Source organism: Kutzneria sp. CA-103260 (assembly GCF_018263855.1).
Lineage (GTDB): Bacteria > Actinomycetota > Actinomycetes > Mycobacteriales > Pseudonocardiaceae > Kutzneria.
In genome coordinates this window covers 6760179-6782101 of record NZ_CP073318.1, presented here as the reverse complement: position 1 = coordinate 6782101, position 21923 = coordinate 6760179, and the positions used below count along the sequence as shown (strand labels likewise).

At 69.0% G+C, this 21923-nt stretch carries 24 protein-coding genes, 1 tRNA gene and 1 pseudogene; 16 read left to right on the top strand and 10 right to left on the bottom strand.

Annotated features, from left to right (window positions below):
- The first annotated feature begins 2 nt into the window (after positions 1-2).
- A complete protein-coding gene (locus JJ691_RS29800) occupies positions 3-569 on the top strand; it encodes a TetR/AcrR family transcriptional regulator (protein WP_211762922.1) in 567 nt (188 codons plus the stop codon).
- Positions 570-711: 142 nt separating this feature from the next.
- On the opposite strand, the gene JJ691_RS29795 is transcribed toward JJ691_RS29800, so the two are convergent.
- A tRNA-His gene (locus JJ691_RS29795) sits at positions 712-784 on the bottom strand.
- 74 nt (positions 785-858) lie between these two features.
- Entirely contained in the window at positions 859-1470 is a 612-nt protein-coding gene (gene orn, locus JJ691_RS29790) for an oligoribonuclease (RefSeq protein ID WP_211762921.1), read from the bottom strand.
- Between the two features lie 109 nt (positions 1471-1579).
- Between orn and JJ691_RS29785 the strand changes: the two genes are divergently transcribed.
- A complete protein-coding gene (locus JJ691_RS29785; protein ID WP_211762920.1) occupies positions 1580-3103 on the top strand; it encodes a helicase HerA-like domain-containing protein in 1524 nt (507 codons plus the stop codon).
- 155 nt (positions 3104-3258) lie between these two features.
- Positions 3259-3438 (top strand): hypothetical protein, encoded by a 180-nt coding sequence (locus JJ691_RS29780; protein ID WP_211762919.1) that lies wholly within the window; start codon positions 3259-3261, stop codon positions 3436-3438.
- A 4-nt stretch (positions 3439-3442) separates the two neighbouring features.
- Here the strand turns inward: JJ691_RS29780 and JJ691_RS29775 are convergent, their stop codons facing one another.
- On the bottom strand, positions 3443-4231 hold the full coding sequence (locus JJ691_RS29775) for an SDR family NAD(P)-dependent oxidoreductase (RefSeq protein WP_211762918.1): 789 nt from the start codon (positions 4229-4231) through the stop codon (positions 3443-3445).
- A gap of 60 nt (positions 4232-4291) precedes the next feature.
- Here JJ691_RS29775 and JJ691_RS29770 point away from each other — a divergent pair, with 60 nt between their 5' ends.
- Positions 4292-4498, top strand: coding sequence for a hypothetical protein (locus JJ691_RS29770; RefSeq protein WP_211762917.1), 207 nt, complete (start codon positions 4292-4294; stop codon positions 4496-4498).
- Here the strand turns inward: JJ691_RS29770 and JJ691_RS29765 are convergent.
- From JJ691_RS29765 to JJ691_RS29745, 5 genes are all read right to left on the bottom strand, one after another.
- On the bottom strand, positions 4471-4968 hold the full coding sequence (locus JJ691_RS29765; RefSeq protein WP_211762916.1) for a GNAT family N-acetyltransferase: 498 nt from the start codon (positions 4966-4968) through the stop codon (positions 4471-4473). The two genes, JJ691_RS29770 and JJ691_RS29765, sit on opposite strands and share 28 nt — an antisense overlap.
- Positions 4965-5198 carry a hypothetical protein gene (locus tag JJ691_RS29760; protein WP_249227098.1) on the bottom strand — a complete coding sequence of 78 codons (234 nt, stop codon included), beginning with the start codon at positions 5196-5198 and terminating at the stop codon, positions 4965-4967. The genes JJ691_RS29765 and JJ691_RS29760 overlap by 4 nt, the downstream gene beginning before the upstream one ends.
- Positions 5199-5597: 399 nt before the next feature.
- Positions 5598-7025 (bottom strand): DHA2 family efflux MFS transporter permease subunit, encoded by a 1428-nt coding sequence (locus tag JJ691_RS29755; RefSeq protein WP_211762915.1) that lies wholly within the window; start codon positions 7023-7025, stop codon positions 5598-5600.
- 127 nt (positions 7026-7152) lie between these two features.
- Positions 7153-7578, bottom strand: a complete 426-nt coding sequence (locus tag JJ691_RS29750; RefSeq protein WP_211762914.1) for an SsgA family sporulation/cell division regulator — start codon at positions 7576-7578, stop codon at positions 7153-7155.
- A 237-nt stretch (positions 7579-7815) separates the two neighbouring features.
- The gene (locus tag JJ691_RS29745) at positions 7816-8307 is read right to left on the bottom strand and encodes a MarR family winged helix-turn-helix transcriptional regulator (RefSeq protein WP_249227097.1); all 492 of its coding nucleotides are present in this window, start codon (positions 8305-8307) and stop codon (positions 7816-7818) included.
- Between the two features lie 101 nt (positions 8308-8408).
- Between JJ691_RS29745 and JJ691_RS29740 the strand changes: the two genes are divergently transcribed.
- The 6 genes and pseudogenes from JJ691_RS29740 to JJ691_RS29725 all read left to right on the top strand — a co-directional run bounded on the left by JJ691_RS29740 (position 8409) and on the right by JJ691_RS29725 (position 13815).
- A complete protein-coding gene (locus JJ691_RS29740; RefSeq protein WP_211762913.1) occupies positions 8409-9050 on the top strand; it encodes an FMN-dependent NADH-azoreductase in 642 nt (213 codons plus the stop codon).
- A gap of 118 nt (positions 9051-9168) precedes the next feature.
- Positions 9169-9660: pseudogene (locus JJ691_RS53440) on the top strand (tetratricopeptide repeat protein); the annotation flags it as partial.
- A gap of 637 nt (positions 9661-10297) precedes the next feature.
- Positions 10298-10570, top strand: a complete 273-nt coding sequence (locus JJ691_RS52530; protein ID WP_249227095.1) for a hypothetical protein — start codon at positions 10298-10300, stop codon at positions 10568-10570.
- The gene (locus tag JJ691_RS52525; RefSeq protein ID WP_249227094.1) at positions 10555-10935 is read left to right on the top strand and encodes a hypothetical protein; all 381 of its coding nucleotides are present in this window, start codon (positions 10555-10557) and stop codon (positions 10933-10935) included. Before JJ691_RS52530 ends, JJ691_RS52525 begins: the two co-directional genes overlap by 16 nt.
- Before the next feature lie 97 nt (positions 10936-11032).
- Positions 11033-12079 (top strand): helix-turn-helix transcriptional regulator, encoded by a 1047-nt coding sequence (locus JJ691_RS29730; protein ID WP_211762911.1) that lies wholly within the window; start codon positions 11033-11035, stop codon positions 12077-12079.
- 398 nt (positions 12080-12477) lie between these two features.
- The gene (locus JJ691_RS29725; protein ID WP_211762910.1) at positions 12478-13815 is read left to right on the top strand and encodes a tetratricopeptide repeat protein; all 1338 of its coding nucleotides are present in this window, start codon (positions 12478-12480) and stop codon (positions 13813-13815) included.
- On the opposite strand, the gene JJ691_RS29720 is transcribed toward JJ691_RS29725, so the two are convergent.
- Positions 13787-14131, bottom strand: a complete 345-nt coding sequence (locus tag JJ691_RS29720; RefSeq protein ID WP_211762909.1) for a cupin domain-containing protein — start codon at positions 14129-14131, stop codon at positions 13787-13789. The two genes, JJ691_RS29725 and JJ691_RS29720, sit on opposite strands and share 29 nt — an antisense overlap.
- 419 nt (positions 14132-14550) lie before the next feature.
- Positions 14551-15654 carry a 3-deoxy-7-phosphoheptulonate synthase gene (locus tag JJ691_RS29715; protein WP_211762908.1) on the bottom strand — a complete coding sequence of 368 codons (1104 nt, stop codon included), beginning with the start codon at positions 15652-15654 and terminating at the stop codon, positions 14551-14553.
- Positions 15655-15918: 264 nt separating this feature from the next.
- Here JJ691_RS29715 and JJ691_RS29710 point away from each other — a divergent pair, with 264 nt between their 5' ends.
- The 6 genes from JJ691_RS29710 to JJ691_RS29685 all read left to right on the top strand — a co-directional run bounded on the left by JJ691_RS29710 (position 15919) and on the right by JJ691_RS29685 (position 21893).
- On the top strand, positions 15919-17265 hold the full coding sequence (locus JJ691_RS29710) for a glutamine synthetase family protein (protein ID WP_305873436.1): 1347 nt from the start codon (positions 15919-15921) through the stop codon (positions 17263-17265).
- Positions 17246-17956: a gamma-glutamyl-gamma-aminobutyrate hydrolase family protein gene (locus JJ691_RS29705; protein WP_211762906.1), complete on the top strand. Its 711-nt coding sequence runs from the start codon at positions 17246-17248 to the stop codon at positions 17954-17956. Before JJ691_RS29710 ends, JJ691_RS29705 begins: the two co-directional genes overlap by 20 nt.
- Entirely contained in the window at positions 17953-19317 is a 1365-nt protein-coding gene (locus tag JJ691_RS29700) for an aldehyde dehydrogenase family protein (RefSeq protein WP_211762905.1), read from the top strand. Before JJ691_RS29705 ends, JJ691_RS29700 begins: the two co-directional genes overlap by 4 nt.
- Positions 19318-19320: 3 nt before the next feature.
- The gene (locus JJ691_RS29695) at positions 19321-20088 is read left to right on the top strand and encodes a 3-oxoacyl-ACP reductase (protein ID WP_211762904.1); all 768 of its coding nucleotides are present in this window, start codon (positions 19321-19323) and stop codon (positions 20086-20088) included.
- Positions 20089-20790, top strand: a complete 702-nt coding sequence (locus JJ691_RS29690; RefSeq protein WP_211762903.1) for a FadR/GntR family transcriptional regulator — start codon at positions 20089-20091, stop codon at positions 20788-20790.
- 173 nt (positions 20791-20963) lie between these two features.
- The gene (locus JJ691_RS29685; RefSeq protein WP_211762902.1) at positions 20964-21893 is read left to right on the top strand and encodes a glycoside hydrolase family 16 protein; all 930 of its coding nucleotides are present in this window, start codon (positions 20964-20966) and stop codon (positions 21891-21893) included.
- Positions 21894-21923 lie beyond the last annotated feature (30 nt).

Here is a 21923-nt window from a genome sequence, read left to right as displayed (position 1 = left end):
CAATGGACCAGTCCGACCGTGCCCGGGGCCGCCCTCGCGACCGTGCGATAGACGACGCCGCCCTGCAGGCCGCCCGTGATCTCCTGGTCGAGGTCGGCTGGGACAAGCTCTCCATGGTCGCCATCGCCGACCGCGCCGCCGTGGGAAGGCCGGCCCTCTACCGGAGATGGCCTTCCAAGACCCATCTCGTCTTCGAGGCCGTCTTCTCTTGGCAGGACGCCCCCACGCCCGTCCTGGACGCCACCACTTCCTCCGACTGGGTCCGTGGCTCCTTCGCCTACACCCAGACCTTGTTCCACCGCCCCGAGGTGAGGGCCGCCCTCCCCGGCCTCATGGCCTCTCTTCGCGACCACCCCGACCTGCAATCCGCCCTGTGGAAGGAATTCGGCCTCCCCGGCCTCTCCTCCCTGGAGTCCCTACTCCGCGCCGAAGGCGCTTCTGACCCCGCCAAGGACGCCCAGGCAACCATGGTCCTGGTCATCGGAGCCTGCATGGTCACGTCACTCTTGGGCGGCTCCCCAGCGATCACCGACCGCCTGCCAGACCTGTTGCGCACAAACCCGATATAGGTGGCAACCATCACACCCGACACGCCCCACCACGATGGGGTCCGGGGCGAGCCCCGGCGTGGGGGCGTGGGGGCCGTGCCCCCACAAAAGCACTGAGCATGACGAAAGGGGAGGCGCGAGCAGCGCCTCCCCTTTCGTCGCGGGTGAGTGACGGGATTCGAACCCGCGACACCTGGGACCACAACCCAGTGCTCTACCGACTGAGCTACACCCACCATGGAGCGTCTTCGCCGTTTCCGGCGGCGACGTCCACAAGGCTAGCGCACGCGCGCCCAGCCTCAAAAACGGGTTACCCCTCGGCGGCGGCGCGGAGGATCTCGGCGGCCGCGTTCTGGGCTTGTTCGCTGGTGGGGCCGGGTTGGGGGACGAAGGCGGTGGCCCGGTAGTAGGCGAGTTCGCGGATGGATTCGTGGATGTCGGCCAGCGCGCGGTGGGCGAGGCCCTTGGCGGGCTGCGCGTAGTAGATGCGCGGGTACCAGCGTCGGCAGAGTTCCTTGATGCTGCTGACGTCGACCATGCGGTAGTGCAGGTGGCTGTCGAGGGCCGGCATGTCGCGGGCGATGAAGCCGCGGTCGGTGGCGATGCTGTTGCCGGCGAGCGGTGTGGTGCGCGCGTCGGGGACCCATTGCCGGATGTAGTCGAGCACGAGTTGCTCGGCTTGTTCGAGGGTTGTGGTGGAGCGGCGCACTTCTTCGGTGAGGCCGGAGTGGGCGTGCATGTCTCGCACCACGTCGGGCATCGCGTCGAGCGCTTCGTCGTCGGCGTGGATGACCACGTCGACGCCGTCTCCGAGCACGTTGAGTTCTGCGTCGGTGACCAGGGCGGCGATCTCTATCAGGGCGTCTTTGCCCAGGTCGAGCCCGGTCATCTCGCAGTCGATCCACACCAGACGATCAGTCACCCCTAGCAGCCTATCTCGCCACTGTGCGTGTTCGGCTGAACGCGCGATTTTGGTCTGTTCGGCCTAGTGTCGGTGTCGGCTGTGCCGTTCGGGCTGTCGGGAGGTCGTTGTGGACGCTTTCGAGGAGATCACCGCCGGTTACGCCACGGAGGGGGGCGCGCTGGAGCTGGGGTCGGTGGTGGTGGACGGCACGGTCCGGGCGCAGGCTCGGGTGCGGCTGCCGTTGGCGACGTTGAACCGGCACGGCCTGATCGCCGGCGCGACCGGCACTGGCAAGACGAAGACCTTGCAGTTGATGGCCGAGCAGTTGTCGGCGGCCGGCGTGCCGGTGGTGATGGCGGACGTGAAGGGCGACTTGTCGGGCCTGTCGCGGCCGGGGGCGGGCGGCGACAAGGTGTCGAAGCGGGCCGCCGAGACGGGGGACGACTGGCAGGCCGCTGGGTTTCCGGTGCAGTTCCTGTCGTTGGGGGAGGGTGGTTCGGCGGTCCCGGTGCGGGCGACGATCACCAGCTTCGGCCCGATTCTGCTGTCGAAGGTGTTGGGGTTGAACGACACCCAGGAGTCGACCCTGGGGCTGATCTTCCATTGGGCCGACTCGCGGGGCCTGCCGTTGTTGGACACCAAGGACTTGCGGTCGGTGATCCAGCATCTGACCGGTGACGAGGGCAAGGCGGACCTGAAGGGTCTGGGCGGGGTCTCGTCGGCGACGGCCGGCGTGATCCTGCGGTCGCTGCTCAACCTGGAGGCCAACGGCGGCGACACCTTCTTCGGTGAGCCCGAGCTCGATCCGGCCGATCTGATGCGGTCGCGGGACGGTCGTGGCGTGATCAGCCTGTTGGAGCTGTCCGAGCTGCAGGGCAATCCGGCGCTGTTCTCCACGTTCTTGATGTGGCTGCTGGCCGCCTTGTTCCACCAGCTGCCCGAGGAGGGTGATCTTGAGAAGCCGAAGCTGGTGTTCTTCTTCGACGAGGCGCACCTGCTGTTCGCCGACGCCTCCAAGGCGTTCCTGGAGCAGATCGTCCAGACGGTGAAGCTGATCCGCTCCAAGGGGGTCGGCGTGTTCTTCTGCACGCAGTTGCCCACCGACGTCCCCAACGCGGTGCTGTCCCAGCTCGGTGCCCGGGTTCAGCACGCGTTGCGGGCCTTCACCCCGGACGACCAGAAGGCGCTGGCCCAGACCGTCAAGACGTATCCGACGACGCCGCACTACGACCTCGGCAAGGCCCTCACGACACTCGGCATCGGCGAGGCTGTCGTCACCGTCCTGAGTGAACAGGGCGCGCCGACTCCCGTGGCCTGGACCCGTCTGCGCCCGCCGCGCTCGCTGATGGCCTCCATCGGGGTGGACGCAGTCAAGCAGGAGGCGGCCTCGTCATCGTTGGCGGCCAAGTACTCGCAGTCGGTCGATCGGGAGTCGGCGTACGAGATGCTGCTGGCCAAGGTCGCCCCGCCGGCCGAGGCCCAGCCGCAGGAGGAGTCCGCGCCGGCCGCCCGACGCAAGGAGGCCGACGATCCGGGGCTGATCGGTCAGGTGCTGGGCAATCCGGCGGTGAAGTCGTTCCTGCGGTCCGCCGGTTCCGCGCTGGGCCGGGAGATCACCCGAGGCATCTTCGGCACCGGCCGCCGCCGCTGAGACGTAGGGCCATGTGGGTGGCTCAGGTGGCTCCCGGTTGCGCCACCAGCGTGAATCGGGGCGTTTCGGGTGTCGAGTCGACATACTTCCGAAACACCACCGTCCCATTGCCGAATTAGCGTCCATGGTGGACGTCGACCCGGGAGGTGGGTGGGATGACCGAACCCTGTGTCGTCTGCGGGACCGAGCGAGTCAGCTCTCCGTCTGACTTCTTCTGTTCCGACCAGTGCCAGCGGGACTGGCACGCGCGACGGGTGAATCCGCTGACGAGTGACGTGAGCACCTGGCTGCCGTCGCACGCGAACCCGAACGGCGGCACCTGGCGCGCGGCCTGACCGGTCAGATCGACCGGGTCCGGTAGGCGAGGTTGAGCACCCGCTCGACCAGTTTCGGCGCGACCGCGTAGCTGGTGGCCGCGAGCCGGCCGAAGGGCAGGTCCACGGATTTGGGTCGCTTGACCAGTGCGCGCAGCACGAGCCGGGCGGCCCGTTCCGGGGTGGCGGCCGGCATCCGGTCGTAGAGCCGGGTCGGGCCGATCATCGGCGTGCGCACCAGGGGCATGTGCACCGTGGTGAACGTGATCCGGTCACGCAGCGTCTCGGCCGCGGCGACCTGGCTGAACTCGTCCAGCGCGGCCTTGGACGCCAGGTAGGCGGCGAACCGCGGGGTGCGCGTCTGCACGCCCATGGACGAGATGTTCACCACGTGCCCGCCGCCGTTGGCCTGGAAGTGCGGCAGCAGGCCGAGCACCAGCCTGACCGGTGCGTGGTAGTTGATCGCCATGGTGCGTTCGAAGTCGTGGTGGCGGTCCTGCGAGCTGTTCAGCGACCGCCGGATGGACCGGCCGGCGTTGTTGACCAGCATGTCCACCCGGGGCTGCTCGGCGAGCACCCGTTTGAGTAGTGTCTCCACGGACTCGGCGTCGGTCAGGTCGCACGGGTAGCTGTGGGCCTGGCCGCCGCGGGCCACGATCTGGTCCCGGACCTGTGCCAGCTCGTCGGCGCGGCGGGCGACCAGCAGTGGGATCGCGCCGAGCCCGGCGACCGCGAACGCCGTGGCGCGGCCGATGCCGGAGGACGCGCCGGTGATCAGGATGCGCTTGCCGGCCAGCGGCGACGATCGGCTCATGGTGCGATGATGCCACTACCTACTCGTGAGTAGGAAGTGGTCGTGGCAGCATGACCGACCATGGCGAGGTGGGGAGAGTTTCGGGCCAGGCCGTTCCACTTGGGCTTCGGCGTGCTGGCGATCGCGTGCGCGGTGGTGAGCGCCGCGCTCATGGACGACGCCGCGCTGCGGGCCGGCTGGGTCGCGCTGGGGTGCGCCGGCCTGGTCTGGCTCGGGTTCGTGTCGTGGGCGCTGGTCCGTCAGCGCAGGCGCAGCTCCAACACCTGAACCGGCTTGCCGGCGACCACGAGTTCGTCGGTCGCCGTGAATCCGGCCGAACGGTAGAAATCGACCAGCACTCGGTCTTCGTCGGCGTAGCAGTCCAGGCGCACTCGTTCGACGCCTTCCTCGACGGCGCGCGCCCGCGCGTGTTCGAGCAGCATCCGGCCCGCGCCCCGCGCTCGCGGAAACCGTCCGCCGACCAGACCCGAGACGTACAGCTCGGGCACGTCACTCGGTGGGACGTACGCGTGCGGCGTCCCGAACGCCACGAAGCCCGCCGCTCGATCGCCCGTCTCGGCCAGCCAGGCCTCGTCGGCCAGCCAACTCTCCACCCTGGCCACCTGCTTCGGGTTCGTGGAGAACGGCCCCGTGCCCCACTGCTCGGTGCGGCCCTTGTTTGTCAGCCACCGCACGGCCTCGTCGAACAGGCCGAGCACCGCCGGCGCGTCCTCCCGGACGGCCCGTCGGAGCCTCACGCCGGCTCGGACGCCGTCACCACCGCGTCGCGCAGGGCCGCCCGCAGTCGGCCCACCTCCAACGGCGCCAGCACCGCCGTCTCGCCTGGCGGCGCGACCAGCACCACGTGGCCCTGGCTGACGAACACCGTGAGGTCACGGCGACGGCCTGCCACGTCCCGGCAGGTCACCAACCATTCCTTGCGGTCAACCACGTCTTCCGCCTCCCAGCCCTTCGGTGCAGACAACATCGCGGCGCTCGCACCGGTGTGACGCACCCCGGCCGCCGACGTGACGCGGGTTTCGCGGCCAGATCGTGCAAATCCCTTTGGTTGATCACGCCGTGCTCCGCCTAGCCTCGCACGACCGGGCCGCCGATTGTCACCTGGGAGGGTGATCGGCTGCCCCCGTCCACACCCCCTACCTCCGCTTTTACGGAGAAGGGCGGAAGCCCACCGCCCCCGTTCGGGTGATCATGACTACTCCCGCCGACTTCGCTCGCGTCGGCAGCCGCCCCGCCCGAAACCGCCAGATGGCCGGTCCGTCGGCAGGGCTCTCGAACTGGCCATCGCATGGCGCCCGCCCGCCGGCGCCGGTTCCGCCGGCCATAACCGGATATTCAATCCGGTTATGTCGGCTGTTGCCGCTACTCAGGCCCCTGCCGGCTCGATGGCCTCCGACGTCTCCGCGCGGGCCGGCGTGGCCATGGTCGCCGCCGCGTCGCGGTCCTTGATCAGCAGCGCCACCGCGCCGGCGGCGATCATCAGCCCGGCCGCCACCACGAACGCCAGCTGGTAGCCGAACAGGTGCCCGCCACCCGCGCCCGCCGCGGCCAGCACGCTGCCCAGCACCGCGACACCGACCGCCGACCCGGCCTGGCGGCCCGAGTTGTACAGCGTCGACGCCCGCCCCGTCTTCGCCGCCGGCACCTGGGCGAACGCGGCCGTCTGGGCGGGGTTGAAGTTGTTGGACATGCCCAGCCCCAGGTAGAACATGATCAACATTACGATCCACTGCGGCGTCGCCGGCCCGACCAGCGTCAGCAGCATCATCGCCACCGCCGCGTTCACCACGCCCAGCACGATGTGCAGTCGCGGCCCCAGCACCGAGTACACGCGGCTGGCGATCTGCGTGCCGAGCAGCACGCCGACCGCCTCCGGGAACGTGGTCAGCCCGGTCTGCCAGGCCGAGACGCCCAGCCCCGACTGGTAGAGCAGCGGGAACACGAACAGCGTGCCGAGGAAACCGGCGGTCGACACCAGCTGTGCGATGTTGATCGTGCGGAACAGTCGGTCGCCGAACAGCCGCAGGTCCAGCATCGGCTCCGGCACTCGCAGCTCCACCAGCACGGTCGCGGCCAGCAGTAGCGCACCCAACACGCCGGTGACCAGGATCTGCGGCGAGCCCCAGCCCAACGTGGCGCCCTCGGTCAACGCGTACATCAGCAGCGCGAAGCCGACCCCGGACAGCAGGAAGCCGGCCAGGTCGAACCGCCCGGCGCCGGGCTCGCGGTGCTCACGGAGCAGGAACAGCCCGAAGAGGAAGGCCAGCACGCCGACCGGCAGGTTCACGTAGAACACCCACCGCCACGACAGGGTGTCCACCAGCAGGCCGCCCAGCACCGGTCCCATCGCCGGCGCGACCGCCGTGGGCAGGATGAGCACGCGGTTCACCCGCATGCGCTCGGCCAGCGGGAACTCCCGGTACAGCATGGCCAGGCCGATCGGCGCGAGCATGCCGCCGCCCAGGCCCTGGAGCAGGCGGAACGCGACGAGCTGGGGGAGCGACTGGGCCACGCCGCACAGCGCGGAGGCCACCGTGAAGATCGCGAGCGCGGTCAGGAACACCCGCTTGCTGCCGAACCGGTCGCCGAGCCAGCCGGACGCCGGGATCACCAGCGCGAGGCTGAGCAGGTAGCCGACGACCACCGCGCCGGCGTCGGCCGCCGTCACGTGGAACTGGTCGGCGATCGTCGGCAGCGCGACATTGACGATCGTGGTGTCAAGGATGTTGACAAAAAGCGCGGCCACGAAGACCACGCTGACGACAACCTTCGGGCTCAGCTGGCGTAACCCCACCGCACGGCTCCCTCACGGAATGTTTGCATGCAGCAACGAAACATCCCAACAGGGGCGGACGGGGCGTTGTTCCTGGCCGGGTGTGATCTGTGCCGTACGGGGGCTGTGCCGTATGAGCGGGGCGGACTCAGCCCAGGTCGTAGGGCATGAGGGTGGTGAGGGCGTCGTCCACGCTGACCCACTGGTTCTCGGTGCCGGGCAGCACGAGGTCGTAGGTGCGGTCCAGGAAGTCGGCCAGTTCCTGCGCGGAGGCCTCGAACATGGCCAGGCCGGCCGGCGAGCTGACGACCAGCACCACCAGCTCGATGTCGTCGACCGCCGGGCGGATGCGCACATCGCCCGAGCCGGCCTCGGCGATCAGGCCGTCGGCCAGCAGGTCGCGGGCGAAGCACCACTCCACCCAGCCGGACGGGCCGGAGCGGAACGCCGCTGTCACGGCGAACGGGTCGCGGGTGTCGTAGCGGAGTTCGACCTCGACCGGGACCGACGGTGCGTCCGGCACCAGCAGGTCCAGCACCGCCATCGAGCGGAGCGTCATGTGGTCGTTACGCATCGTGTTCACCCCTCGGCTTCCCGACACTCGTCTTTGAGTCAACAGTGGCTGAGTCCTCTGGAGAACTTGTCCACGTTCACTCAATGTCGCCCCCAGGCGGAGTTGCCCGCTCAATCTGTCACTCATCCGGGTGGCGGTCCAGCGGTTTCGTCATTCACCGTACGAAAGTGTGGGGATATGACCTGAAAAGGGGAACGGCCTTGCCCCTGTTGTGACCACTTCCGTGCGTGATGATCGCTACACGCACGAGCCGCCGGGGCTGGCGCCGCTCTCCTCGGGCACCGCCAGCCGCAGCAGCACGCGCCGCAGCACCGCCTCCTCCTCCGTGCTCAATCCCTCGAGCACGGCCCGTTCGACCAGTTCCAGTTCGAGCCGGACCGCCGCCTGGACCTGGCGACCCTTCTCTGTCAGCTCGGGGATACGCACGCGGCGGTCACTCGGATCAGGTCGGCGGACGATCAGTCCCTGCTGCTCCATCCGGTCCAAGGTGGACGTCATGGTCGTCTTGTCGAGACCGAGTCGATTGCCCAATGCAAGTTGCGTTTGCTGATGGCCGTCGAGCAACGCGGTCAGCACCAGGTGGCCACGGATGCCGACGCCGGCCTCGACCGCGTGGCGCTCCATCGCCGCGCCCATCCGCTGGGCGGCGCGGTGCAGCAGCCAGTTCAGGTTGTCGCGCTCGCCGCAGCCCTGGGCGGCGGCGCAGACGTGCTGCTGCTCGGTCTCCACGCCCAAATCGTACGTGTCGACGGCCTCCGGAGAAGTTCTTGACTCAGAACATCCTTACTCGTATGTTCTTGAACCAGAACATCCCGTTAGAGAGGACTGTCATGGTCGCCCTGCTGCACATCGACACGAGCGTCCGGCACGAGGGATCGGTGTCCCGGGAGCTGTCCGCGACCTACGCCGAGCACTGGCGGCAGGCCAACCCGGACGGCGTCTACACCTACCGTGACCTGGCCGAGAAGCCCGTTCCGCACCTCAACGCGCTCACCCTGGCGACCAAGATGCTGCCGCCCGCCGACTTCACACCCGAGCAGGCCGCCGACGCCGCCGTCAGCCAGGAGTTGGTCGACGAACTGCTTGCCGCCGACGTCGTGCTGCTGGGCGTGCCCATGTACAACTTCAGCATCCCGTCCACGCTCAAGGCCTGGCTCGACCGTGTGATCGGCCCGGCGACCGCCATCAACAAGGAGACCGGCGAGGGCGCTCTTGTCGACACCCGGGTCGTGGTCGCGGCCTCCAAGGGCGGCTCCTACGCGCCCGGCGCGCCGCGGGCCGACTTCGACCACCTGGAGCCGTACCTGGGCAAAGTGCTCAGCCAGGTCGGTCTCGACCGCAACCTGCGCTTCATCACCGCCGAGTTCACCCTCGCGCACCTCGACCCCGCGCTGGCGCAGTTCCGCGAGCACGCCGACGCCTCCCGCTCCGCCGCGCTCGAGTCCGCCCGGGAGCTGGCCCGGATCAATTAGGCCGTCCAGCGGTGTGTGTCCTCGCGACACGCCGGTATAAGAGGGTCCGCTCGATCCGTGTCGCCCGCTGCCAGACTTGCCCGAGTTGCCTGGTCCGGCTGGCGGGAGGACACAAGCGATGGTCGAACCGATCGGAGACGTACTCGATCGAGCAGCCAAGTTGAGTGCCTCCGGCCGGCGACGCAAAGCGGTGGCCCTGCTGCGCGGCACCGCCAACTCCCATCCCGACAGCGCCGAGGTCTGGTGCCGGCTCGCCGGCGCCCTCCTCGACCGCGGCGACGCGACCGCCGCCCTCGCCGCCGTGCGCCGCGCGCTAGCGCTTCCCGGCGACAAGGCGTCGGCGCACCGCTTGGCCAGCAAGGCGCTCAGCCGTCTTTCCCGTCATGAGGAGGCCGTCGCCGCCGCTCGCCAGGCCGTCCAGGCCGCGCCCTCCGACTGGCGGTGCCGCATCGCCCTGGCCGAGGCCTTCGGTGCCGCCGGCAGTTGGCCCGACGCCGTGGACGCCGCCGCCCAGGCCGTTCGATACCAGCCCGACCACGTGCGGCCCTACCTCGTGCTGGGCGACGCCGCTCGGCGGACCGGCGACATCGCCACCGCCGAGCGCGCCTACCGCACTGCCATGCGCCGCAAACCGGGTGACCCTCGCGTTCGCGCCGAGCTGGCCCGCCTCCGCCAAACCCCCGCCCGCGACCGCGCCACCGACTTCGTCGAAAATCAGAACTTCGCCGCAATCCCCAACTCCGACGCGCCCTCGGTTTTCGACGTCCTCCCCGCCGGCGGTCGCACTCCCCGTCCCTCCTCCGCCGGCCGCCCGCCGTCACCCCGCTGGTCGTCGTCACCCGACCAGTCCCCAACGCCGGGCCTGCCGTCCGATCCGCTGTCTTCACCGCGAGGCCGGTCGTCTTCGCCCGACTGGTTGTCGTCGGATCCGCCTTCGTCGTCGGACCGGTGGTCGTCGTCCGACTGGTCAGCGTCGTCCGACCGCAGGCAACCGCACCGCTTTGCTGTCGACCGTTCCGCCTCTGGTCGCTCCGTCACGAGCCAGCCAGCCTCCGACCGGTCGCTCCCGGACTGGTCTCCCGCCGATCGATCGGCCTCTGGTCGGTCCGCAGTTGACCGGTTCGCGCCTGACCAGTTCGTCGCCGACGGGCCCGCCGCCGGCGGCCTTCGTTCCGACCGGCCCACCTCGGCCCCGCCGCCCGCCGCCCGCCGCGCGGCCGGCTACCCGGCCACCGGCCACTCCACCGGTGACGGCGACCCCGGCGGTCGAAAATCTGCTTTTCGTCGAAATCGAGCTTTTCGTCGAACTTCAGCTGGCGGTCGAGCTCCAGGCGATGGCCGGATTTCTGGCGACGGTCGACCTGCTGGTGACGGTCGCGCGCCGATCAGTCGGTCGGCGGGCGACAGCCGCACGGTTGGTGACGGGCGGACCGCCGCTGGGCGGGCCGCTGGCGACAAACGGGCTGTCGGCCCCGGTCGAACTGCCGGCCCGGACCGGCTGCCGGTGGCCGAGAAGCTGACCTGGCGTGCCATCCGTCAGCTCTCCGTCACACTGGTGATCGCCGGCATGTTCCTGGTGGTCTCCGGGCTGCCGAAGCCGACACCCATGCTGGCCTGGGTCGGCTACGCCATCCCGGGTGTCGTCGTGGTGCTGGCCCTCGTCGAACTGGTTCGGGCGCCGTCGGGCTGCCGATTCCTCGTGTTGACCATGCCCGTGCGCCGCCCGGTGATCGGGGTGTCGTGCGTGCTGCTCGGGCTGTCCAACGCGCTGGTGCTGCTGTGGGCGATGCTCGACCAGGCCAACGCCGGCACCATGGAGCCGCTGATCTTCGCCCTGGTCTGCGCCGTCTGCGCCGGCGCGGTGTCCCTGGTCAACGAGGCGTAGGCGGCCGGGACAAGCGCGGAACAAGCGGCACGTCAGCCACCGCCGGCAGCATTCGGTGCGGCTCAGCAGTGGGTGCCTGCGCCTGGGGGTGGGTTTCGTGAGCGGCTTGGGTCTCGACGCTGTCGCTGAGGCCGTCTATCTGACGGCGCTCACGCGCGTTCGCTGGCGGATCGTCGACCTGGCCCGCCATCTCGACCTCAACCAAGGCCACGGCCCACTCGACCTCGGCGACAACCGTCCCGCCCCCGGCCACAGCCGACTCACCTCCAGCCACAGCCGGCTCGATGTCATCCGCGGCGACGGCCGGCTCGACCTCGGCGGCGGTCGGTTTGCCGCCGCCGTCGACCAACTTCGCACCGACGGTCTGCTCGCCGCCTCGGTCGAGGAGAGCGGCGCCATCCGCGCCGTCGACCCGGCGCTCGCACTTCCGGCGTTCGCCGCGAGCCGGGTGTGGGGACTCAGCGCCGGCGACGTCCGGCCCCAGGCGTTGGCGATCGCCCAGCTCATCGCTCGCCATCAGCCACCGGGCCCCGACCGGCTCCACGGCCTGGACGAGATGAACTCGTTCGCCGAACACCTCGTCGCCAACGCCCGACGCGAGGTCGTCATCCTCAGCGGCGAGCACCGGACCGGATCCTTCGAATTCGCCGCCCCGATCGCCGAAGCCGTGCTCCGCCGCGGTGCCCAACTCCGACAGGTCTGGCGCGGTGAACTAATCCGCACCCCAAGCATCGGCGCATACGCCACGTGGCTGCGCACCCGGGGAGCCGCGCCCCGCATCGTGCCGACCCTGCCCACCACCATGCTGTTGGCCGATCGGTCCGTCGCGATGGTCGTCAACGGCGACGAGGCAGTCGTCAACCGCAGCGCCTCCGCCGTCGCGCCGCTCTGCGTGCTCGCCGACCAGGTCTGGGGCAAAGGCAGCCCCGGCAACCGCCGCCACCAGTCCCCGGCCGAGCAGACACCCCGCCACCACAAGGTCCTGCGCCTGCTGGCCGACGGTCTCACCGACGACGCCATCGCCCGCCAGGTCGGCGTCAGCGTCCGGACCGTCCGCAACGACATGGCCGCCGCCATGCTCAGCCTCGACGCCCGCAGCCGCTTCCAAGCCGGCGTCCGCGCCGCCCAGCTGGGCCTGCTCTGAGCCGGTCCCACTCGCAAACTCATTCCTGGCAGCCGCACTCAGAACCCCTGCCTGGACCCTCTGCCACGCCCGCGACCCATGACTCGCACGCCTCGACCGCCCCATACCCGTTCGAGCCACGGTCGTTCAGCCCAAGGTCTGGTCGACCCACGCCCGGTTTAGCCACACCCGATTCGACTCATGCCCGTTCAACTCACGCCCGCTCGACTCGCGGCCATTCAACTCACGCCTGCGCGACCCAGGCCTGGTTGTCCCGCGTCCACTCGACCGATGCCTGCTCGGCCCATGTCCCGTTGCTCAAGCTCGCTCCGCCCGCGTTCCTCCGTCGGCCATCCCGCCCGCTGGTCACCTCGCAGCCTCGGCCCGACCGCCACCGACGTGGCCGTATCGTCGGAGGAATGCGCCTGGACCAACACGGAATTTCGGTGCACGCCGCGACCGCCGCCGCGGTCGACGAACTGGACGGGGCCGTCGACTCGCTGCTGCACTTCCGCACTGATGTGGGCGAACGCTCCGAGCGCGCGGTCACTGAGGACCCGTTGCTGCCGACCGCCAACGCCATGCGCGTGTACCTGGCGGTGCTCAGCACCGACCCGCAATATGTGCCGCCGGTCAGGGCCAAGTTCGCCGAATTCCGGCAGAGCGCCGGCGACCTCACCGTCGGCGAACACCTGCACGTCGAAGCCGCCGCGAAGCTGCTCGACGGCGACCTGCATGCCGCCGGTTCACTGCTCGCCGATCTGACGGCGGAGCAGCCCCGCGACGCGCTGGCGCTGGCCGTCGGCCACCAGATCGACTTCCTCACCGGCGACGCCACTTCGCTCCGTGACCGCATCGGCGGTGCGCTGCCGGCATGGACCCCCGCCGATCCGCACTACGCGAACCTGCTCGGCATGTACGCGTTCGGCCTGGAGGAATGCGGCCACTGGGAGCTCGCCGAACAGACTGGGCTGCGCGCGATGGAGCTCGATGCCGCCGACGTCTGGAGCATTCACGCCGTCGGTCACACCCACGAGATGCGCGCCAACTACGACGACGGCATCGCCATGCTGGACCGCCGGCGATCTGACTGGGATCGCGGCAACCTGCTCCGCGTGCACATCTGGTGGCACTACTGCCTGTTCCTGCTGGAAGCCGGCCGTCACCGCGAGGCACTCGGCGTCTACGACGAGCGGCTCGCGCCGACCGAGGAGTCCACCATCACCGAGGTGGTCAACGCGGCCAGCTTGATGTGGCGACTGCACCTGCTGGGGGAGGACGTCGGAGATCGCTGGGCCAAGCTCGCCGCGACCTGGCCGCCGCGCATGACGATCCCGTTCAACGCGTTCAACGACATGCACGCCGTCATGTCCTACGTCGGCGCCGGCGAGGACAACCTTGCCGCTGACCTCATCGCCGACCGTCGCCGCTATGTCGGCGAAGCCGGTTCCTCAGCCAGTCCGGCGACCAATGTCGCCATGACCGCCCGCGTCGGCCTGCCGATCTGCGAAGCACTGCTCGCCTTCGGCCGCGGCCGCTACACCGAGGCGGTCGACCTGCTCTGGCCGATCCGCCGCCATGTGCACGAGTTCGGCGGCAGCCACGCCCAGCGAGACGTCATGCAGCGAACGCTGGTCGAGGCCGCCATTCGCGCCGGCCGCACCGCGCAGGCCCGAACCCTGATCGGGGAACGGATCAGCGTGCGACCCGACTCCCCCTACAACCAGCTCAAGATGCGTCAGTTGGCCGACTCCTGATCTCCAACATGGTGCAGCCGTCCACCGTCCGATACGGACCGTGCGGCATCCCGGGCCGCCGTGAGGCGAAGTGTCCGGCGCGGAACGTCCGGTCCAGAGTGATGTCGTGCAGTGAGCCTTCGAGTAGCAGAACTTCCTCGAAGTAGTCATGCCGGATCACACCGGACGTCTCCGTGCCCGGTGCCCATCGCGCGATCCGCGTGCCCACCGCACCGTCGACCTCCCGGCTGAGCACCCGCTCGCTGACACCCGACGCGGCCGGATCCGGCTGCCACGGCACGGTCTCGACGTCGAAGAACTCCAGTTCGTCCTTCATCACGATCTCCAAACCGATTGCCGGCGAGTGCGCCGCCGATCACACTGCCACCCGCGTCGACCCGTGGCCCGCACGCCGTGTTGCCATTTGGTCGAAGACCACTGAGGCAAGCGTGGTCCACAGTGGTCAATGGTTGATAGTCGAATCAACCATTGACCACTCTCGTCAACACTTCAACACCGGTCGGCGAAGGCCGCATCCATCGAACGCGACACGACGGTCCGACCGCGACCACCACATGGACGCAGTCGACCCCGGCGACGACGAGCCTCGAGACCGTCGCAGACCACCTTCGCGGCGACAAGCCGCTCGGTCGCCGCAGCCGACCTTCGCGACGACGAAGCGCCAGGCCGTCGCACTTGAGATATGCGGCGGCGAACCGCTCGGCTGTCGAAATCGACGTTCGCGACGACGGAGTACTACGCCGTCACAATCGAGGAAACCGTCGAAGCGGCCCCGACCGACCGCGAAGCCCGCCGCTGACCGACAGCGTCGGCGAGGGAACGGAGCACGGACTCCGTCACATCCCAGCCCATGCACGCGTCGGTCACGCTCTGCCCGTACGCCAGCTCCTCGGCGTGCCCCAGCACCAGTTCCTGCCGACCCGGCTCCAGGAAGCTCTCCAGCATGATGCCGACCACCTCGGTCTCGCCGCCGGCGATCCGCGAGGCGATGTCGGCGGCGACCCCCGGCTGCCGCAGGTGGTCCTTGCCGCTGTTGCCGTGGCTGGCGTCCACGATCACCCGTTCGGGGAGGCCGGACTTCGCCAGCCGGTCGACGGTGTGCTCCACGCTGGCCCGGTCGTAGTTCGGCCCGGCGCCGCTGCCGCGCAGGATGACGTGGCAGTCGGGGTTGCCGGCGGTGGAGAAGATCGCGGCCAGACCGTCGTCGGTGATGCCGGGGAACACGTGGCTGGACGCCGCCGCCTTCACCGCGTCGACGGCCGCCTGCACGTCACCCTCGGTGGAGTTCTTGATCCCGATCGGCATCGACAGGCCGCTGCACAGCTGCCGGTGCACCTGGCTCTGCGCGGTCCGCGCGCCGATGGATCCCCAGGTCACGGTGTCGGCGATGTACTGTGGAGTGATCGGGTCGAGGAATTCGCAGCCCACCGGCAGCCCCACCGCGAGGATGTCCAGCAACAGCTGCCGGGCGATCCGCAGCCCGTGGTTGACGTCGAACGAGCCGTCCAGCCGCGGGTCGTTGATCAGGCCCTTCCATCCGAGCGTGGTGCGCGGTTTCTCGAAGTAGACCCGCATCACGATGCACAGCTCGTCGGACAGCTCAGCGGTCAGGGCGGCCAGCCGTCGCGCGTAGTCGAGGCCGGCCACGGGATCGTGCACGGAGCACGGCCCGACGATGACGAGCAATCGGTCGTCGTCGCCGTTGAGCACATTGGTGACGGCGGTCCGGCTCTGCACCACGACGGCCTCGGCGGCGTCGGTCAGTGGGGCCTCGTCGCGAAGCAGCGCGGGCGAGACCATCGGCCGCGAGCTGACGATGCGCTGGTTGTGGGTGGACATGGCGCTTCCTCTCCGCAGACCGCCGGAGATCCCGCCGGCCTGCCCTGGTGTCTTGGGCAAAACAAAAGGCAGAGGCGATTCGCCTCTGCCTTGCCGGCTCTGGGTGCTTCGTGGTCAGCGCACGTGGTCGCTGCCGGGCCCACCCAGGGCCGGCTCGCTAAACCACGGATAGCAACGCACGAGACAACACTAGCGCATGTTGACCGCGAGCGTGCAATGGGTCAGGATCAGTCCATTGAAGCCGGGCGAGGAAGGGCGGTCCCCGTGATCACCGTCGACGCACTGCGCGAACTGGTAGCGACCGGGGAGGTCGACACCGTCCTGGTGGCCATCGTGGACATGCAGGGCCGCCTCCAGGGCAAACGCTGCTCGGCCGACTACTTCCTGGACGTGGTGCTGGACCACGCCACCGAGGGCTGCAACTACCTGCTCGCGGTCGACGTCGAGATGAACACCGTCAGCGGCTACCGGATGTCCTCGTGGGAGCGCGGCTACGGCGACTTCGTGATGCGCCCGGACCTGAGCACGTTAAGGCTCACGCCGTGGCTGCCAGGCACCGCGATGGTCATGTGCGACGTCGAGTGGGAGGACCGGAGTCCAGTCACCGTGTCGCCGCGTCAGATCCTGCGCCGCCAGCTGGACCGGCTCGCCGACCGCGGGCTTGCCGCGTTCGTCGGCACCGAGCTGGAGTTCATCGTTTTCGACGACAGCTACGAGCAGGCACACGACCTCGGTTACCGTGATCTCCGGCCGGCCAATCAGTACAATGTGGACTACTCGCTGCTCGGCACCTCCCGGATCGAGCCGCTGCTTCGGCGTATCCGCAACGAGATGAGCGGTGCGGGTCTGATGGTCGAGTCGGCCAAGGGCGAGTGCAACTTCGGCCAGCACGAGATCGTCTTCCGGTACGACCAGGCGCTGCCGACCTGCGACAACCACGCCATCTACAAGACCGGTGCGAAGGAGATCGCCGCACAGGAGGGCCGCAGCCTCACCTTCATGGCCAAGTACAACGAGCGCGAGGGCAACTCCTGCCACATCCACATCAGCCTGCGCGGCACGGACGGCGATCTCACCTTTGTCGGCGACGGTCCGCACGGCATGTCCGATACCGCACAGCAGTTCATCGCCGGCCAGCTGGCCGGTCTGCGTGAGCTGACGCTCCTGTTCGCGCCGAACATCAACTCCTACAAGCGTTTCCAGCCCGGCAGTTTCGCGCCGACGGCGGTCGCTTGGGGCAGCGACAATCGGACTTGCGCGCTGCGTCTGGTCGGTCACGGCGCGGGCCTGCGTATCGAGAACCGCGTGCCGGGCGGCGACGTGAACCCCTACCTGGCGGTCGCCTCGTTGATCGCGGCCGGTCTGCACGGCATCGACAACAAGCTGACTCTGGAGCCGGAACTGTCCGGCAACGCCTACGCGTCCGACAAGCCGTCGGTGCCGTCGTCCTTGCGTGAGGCCAAGGATCTGTTCGCGGCCAGCGCGATCGCCCGCGACGCGTTCGGTGAGGACGTCGTCGACCACTACTGCAACGCGGCCCGGGTCGAACTGGCCGCGTTCGACTCCGCCGTCACCGATTGGGAGCGTGTCCGTGGCTTCGAACGGCTCTGACCGCCGACCGGTCATCGGCATCACCACTTACATCGAACGAACTCGTTACGGCGCCTGGGATCTGGACGCGGCAGTGCTGCCACGCACCTACATCGACACGGTGGCCGCTGCCGGTGGCAATCCAGTCCTGTTGCCGCCGCTCGGATTCTGCGATGTGTCCTTTCTGGACGGCTTGGTGATCGCCGGCGGCGCGGATGTGGATCCCGCCCGCTACGGCGCACAGGCGCATCCGGAAACCCTTGGCCTGCGAACGGATCGGGACGGGACGGAATTCGCGCTGGTCGAGAACGCGCTGGCCGCACACCTGCCGCTGATCGGTGTCTGCCGCGGCATGCAGGTGCTCAACGTCGCGCTCGGCGGCACCCTCACCCAGCATGTCCCGGACGTCACGGGTTCGTCGGCGCATCGGCCGGTGGTAGGTCAGTTCGGCCCCACTGATGTGGAAATGGCTGAGGGCAGCGCGATCAACGAGATCCTCGGCGGCGCGGCGACCGTGTCGTGTTCGCACCATCAGGCCGTCGATCGGCTCGGCGACGGGTTGGCGGTCACGGCGAGGTCGGTGGACGGCGTCGTGGAGGCGGTCGAGCTGGCGGGCGCCGACTTCGTGCTCGGCGTGCAGTGGCATCCCGAACAGGACGCGGAAGTGCGACTGTTCAAGGCTTTGGTGGCGAGAGCGGGGAACGGGAAGTGACCACCTTCGATGTGATCAATCCGGCGACCGAGGAACTGGTCGGCGCCGTCGAACTGGCCACGCTGGAGCAGACTGACGCGGCGATCGCCCGGGCCCAGGCGGCGCTGCCGGCATGGAAGGCCGTCGCACCAGGCGACCGCGCCCGGTTGCTGCGACGCTTCGCCGCGGCCATCGACGCCGACCTCGAGAATCTGGCCCAGATCGAGGTCGCCAACTCCGGCCACACCATTGGCAACGCGCGTTGGGAGGCCGGCAACGCGCGCGATGTCGTCGAGTACTACGCCGGCGCGCCCGAACGCCTGTTCGGCCGGCAGATCCCGGTGGCCGGCGGCGTCGACGTCACCTTCGCCGAACCGCTCGGCGTGATCGGCGTGATCGTGCCGTGGAACTTCCCGATGCCGATCGCGGCGTGGGGGTTCGCGCCGGCGCTCGCCGCCGGCAACACCGTAGTCGTCAAGCCGGCTGAACTGACGCCGCTCACCGCGCTCCGGCTCGCCGAACTCGCGCGGGACGCGGGCATCCCGGACGACGTCTTCCAGGTCCTGCCGGGCAAGGGATCCGTTGTCGGGCAGCGGTTCGTGACGCATCCGGCGGTGCGCAAGGTCGTGTTCACCGGATCGACCGTGGTCGGCAAGCAGATCATGGCCGGCTGTGCGGAACAGGTGAAGCGGGTGACGCTGGAGCTCGGCGGCAAGAGCGCGAACATCGTGTTCGCCGACGCCGACATCGAGCGTGCCGCGGCGACCGCGCCCTACGGCGTCTTCGACAACGCGGGTCAGGACTGCTGCGCCCGCTCGCGAATCCTGGTGCAGCGCAGCGTCTACGACCGGTTCATGGAACTGTTGGAACCGGCGGTGCAAGGCGTCAAGGTCGGCGACCCGAGTAGCGCCGACTCCGAGATGGGCCCGCTCATCTCGTCCGCGCACCGGGACAAAGTGGCCTCGTACGTGCCTGAGGGCGCCCCGGTCGCATTCCGTGGCAGCGCTCCCGACGGAGCCGGATTCTGGTTCCCGCCAACGGTCCTCATCCCACTATCCGAAAAGGACCGATCGGTCGTCGAGGAGATCTTCGGCCCGGTTGTCGTGGTGCTGCCGTTCGACGACGAGGCCGACGCGTTGCGGATCGCCAACGACACCGAGTACGGCCTGTCCGGCTCCATCTGGACCAGGGACGTCGGCCGTGCGCTGCGGGTCGCCCGCGGCGTCGAGGCTGGCAACCTGTCGGTCAACTCGCACTCGTCGGTCCGCTACTGGACGCCGTTCGGCGGGTACAAGCAGTCCGGCCTCGGCCGGGAGCTCGGCCCGGACGCGGTCGCCGCATTCACCGAGACCAAGAACGTGTTCATCGCGACTGAGGAGTGAGAAGTGGCAGAACGGTTGGCCGGCCGGGTGGCGGTGATCACCGGTGGTGGCAGCGGGATCGGTCTCGCCTCGGCGCGCCGGCTGGCGTCCGAGGGCGCCAAGATCGTGATCGGTGACGTGGACGAGAACTCCGGCGCCCAGGCCGCCGAGGAGGTCGGTGGCCTGTTCGTCAAGGTCGACGTCACCGACGCCGGTCAGGTCGAGGCGATGTTCCAACAGGCCGTCGACACCTACGGCTCGCTCGACATCGCGTTCAACAACGCCGGCATCTCGCCGCCCGATGACGACTCCATCCTCACCACGGAGTTCGAGGCGTGGCAACGGGTCCAGCACGTCAACCTGACCTCGGTGTACCTGTGCTGCAAGTACGCGCTGCCGCACATGCTGGCCCAGGGCAAGGGATCCATCATCAACACGGCCTCGTTCGTCGCCGTGATGGGTGCCGCCACTTCGCAGATCTCCTACACCGCCTCGAAGGGCGGCGTGCTGGCGATGACGCGTGAGCTGGGCGTCCAGTTCGCACGGCAGGGCGTCCGGGTGAACGCGCTGTGCCCGGGACCGGTGAACACGCCGCTGCTCAAGGAGTTGTTCGCCAAGGACCCGGAGCGCGCCGCCCGTCGGCTGGTGCACGTGCCGATGGGCCGGTTCGCCGAGCCGGAGGAAATCGCCGCCGCGGTTGCCTTCCTGGCCAGTGACGACTCGTCGTTCATGACGGGATCCCAGTTCCTGGTGGACGGTGGCATCTCCGGCGCCTATGTGACACCCGAATAGGTGGATGCCGCCGGCGACGCGTTGTTCCGTCCGGTCCGGACGGGCAACGCGTTCGAGGAGACGGTGGAACGGCTGCTTCAGGCGATCAAGCTGGGCGTCGTGCCACCGGGCGAGCGGCTGCCCGCCGAGCGTGACCTGGCCGCCCGGCTCAACGTGAGCCGGGTGACGCTGCGCGAGGCGCTGCACGCCTTGCAGGAGTCCGGGTTTGTCGAGTCCCGCCGTGGCCGGTACGGCGGGACTTTCGTGTCCGCGGCGTCGTCGAGTGCCGCGCCGACTTCTGTGTCCCATGTGGACAATCTTGAGGACGCCCTGACCCTGCGATCCGTGTTGGAGACGGGCGCGGCGGAGTTCGCGGCCACCCGTGAGTTGAGTGACCACGAGTGTGCGCATCTGCGGGCCCGGCTGTCCGAATGCGAGGGCGCCGGGCTGAGGGAGTACCGCCGCAAGGATTCTCGGATGCACCTGGCGATCGCCGAGATCAGCGGGTCGCCGTCGCTCACCGCCGCGGTCGCCGACGCGCGGATGCGTCTCAACGAGCTGCTCGACGGAATTCCTTTGCTGCCGAAGAACATCGAGCACTCCAACCGGCAGCATGCGGCGCTTGTGGACGCCATACTCGCCGGCGACGCGCCGGCCGCCCGACAGGCCATGGCCGAGCATTTGGCCGGAACTGCCTCGCTACTTCGAGGTTTCCTGGGCTGAGCTGGGCTTTCCGGGCTGATCCGACCTTCGTTCACGTCGTGGATGTTGTTCGATTTTTGTTCGCATCCTTGACTTGCGCCAGTGGGAGCGCTCTCATGTAAGGGTCACCGGATGTCGGCCCCCTGCCTCGGCCGGCCGGTGAACCCTGCTGTGACAAGGAGGTCACCAGAGTCATGCGCGCACGTCGACGATTGCTAGCCGCCGCATCCGCTCTCGCAGTCCTGATACCGGGCGTCATCGCGGTCACCGCCTCCGCCCAGTCCGCCTCGGCGGCGCCCGCGCCGCCCACAGGCTTCACCACCGTGTGGAGCGATGACTTCGACGGGGCCGCCGGGTCCCCGGTCAACGGCTCGAACTGGCTCTACGACCTCGGCCACGGTTATTCCGGTGGCGCGTCGAACTGGGGCACTGGCGAGGTCGAGTCGATGACCAACAGCACCGACAACGTCTATCTCGACGGCAGTGGACACCTCGCGATCAAGCCTGTAAAGGACGGTTCGGGCAACTGGACCTCCGGTCGGATCGAGACCCAGCGCACCGACTTCCAGCCGCCGGCCGGCGGTGTCATGCGCATCGAGGCGTCCATCAAGCAGCCCGACGTCAACACCAGCAACGGACTCGGCTACTGGCCGGCGTTCTGGGCCCTCGGCGCGCCCGCCCGGCCGGCGGCCGCGACGAACTGGCCCAGCATCGGCGAGCTGGACGTCATGGAGGACATCAACGGCCGCAGTTCGGAATTCGCCACCCTGCACTGCGGCACCGGTTCTGGTGGGCCGTGCAACGAGACCACCGGCCTCGGTTCCGGCGAACACCCCTGTGGTGGCTGTCAGACCGGCTTCCACACCTACGCCGTCGAACTCGACTACGGCGCCAATCCCCAGCAGTTGCGCTACTACCTCGACGGCAACAACTTCTTCACCGTCAACGCCTCTCAGGTCGACGCCACCACCTGGAACAACGCCACCCAGCACGGGTTCTTCGTCATCCTGAACGTGGCGATCGGCGGCGGCTTCCCGGGCGCCTTCGGCGGTGGTCCCACCGACGCGACGGTGTCCGGCCAGCCGATGCTCGTTGACTACGTCTCGGTGTCCACCAAGGGATAGTGGCGATGGCGCCGGCCTGTGCGATCTCGG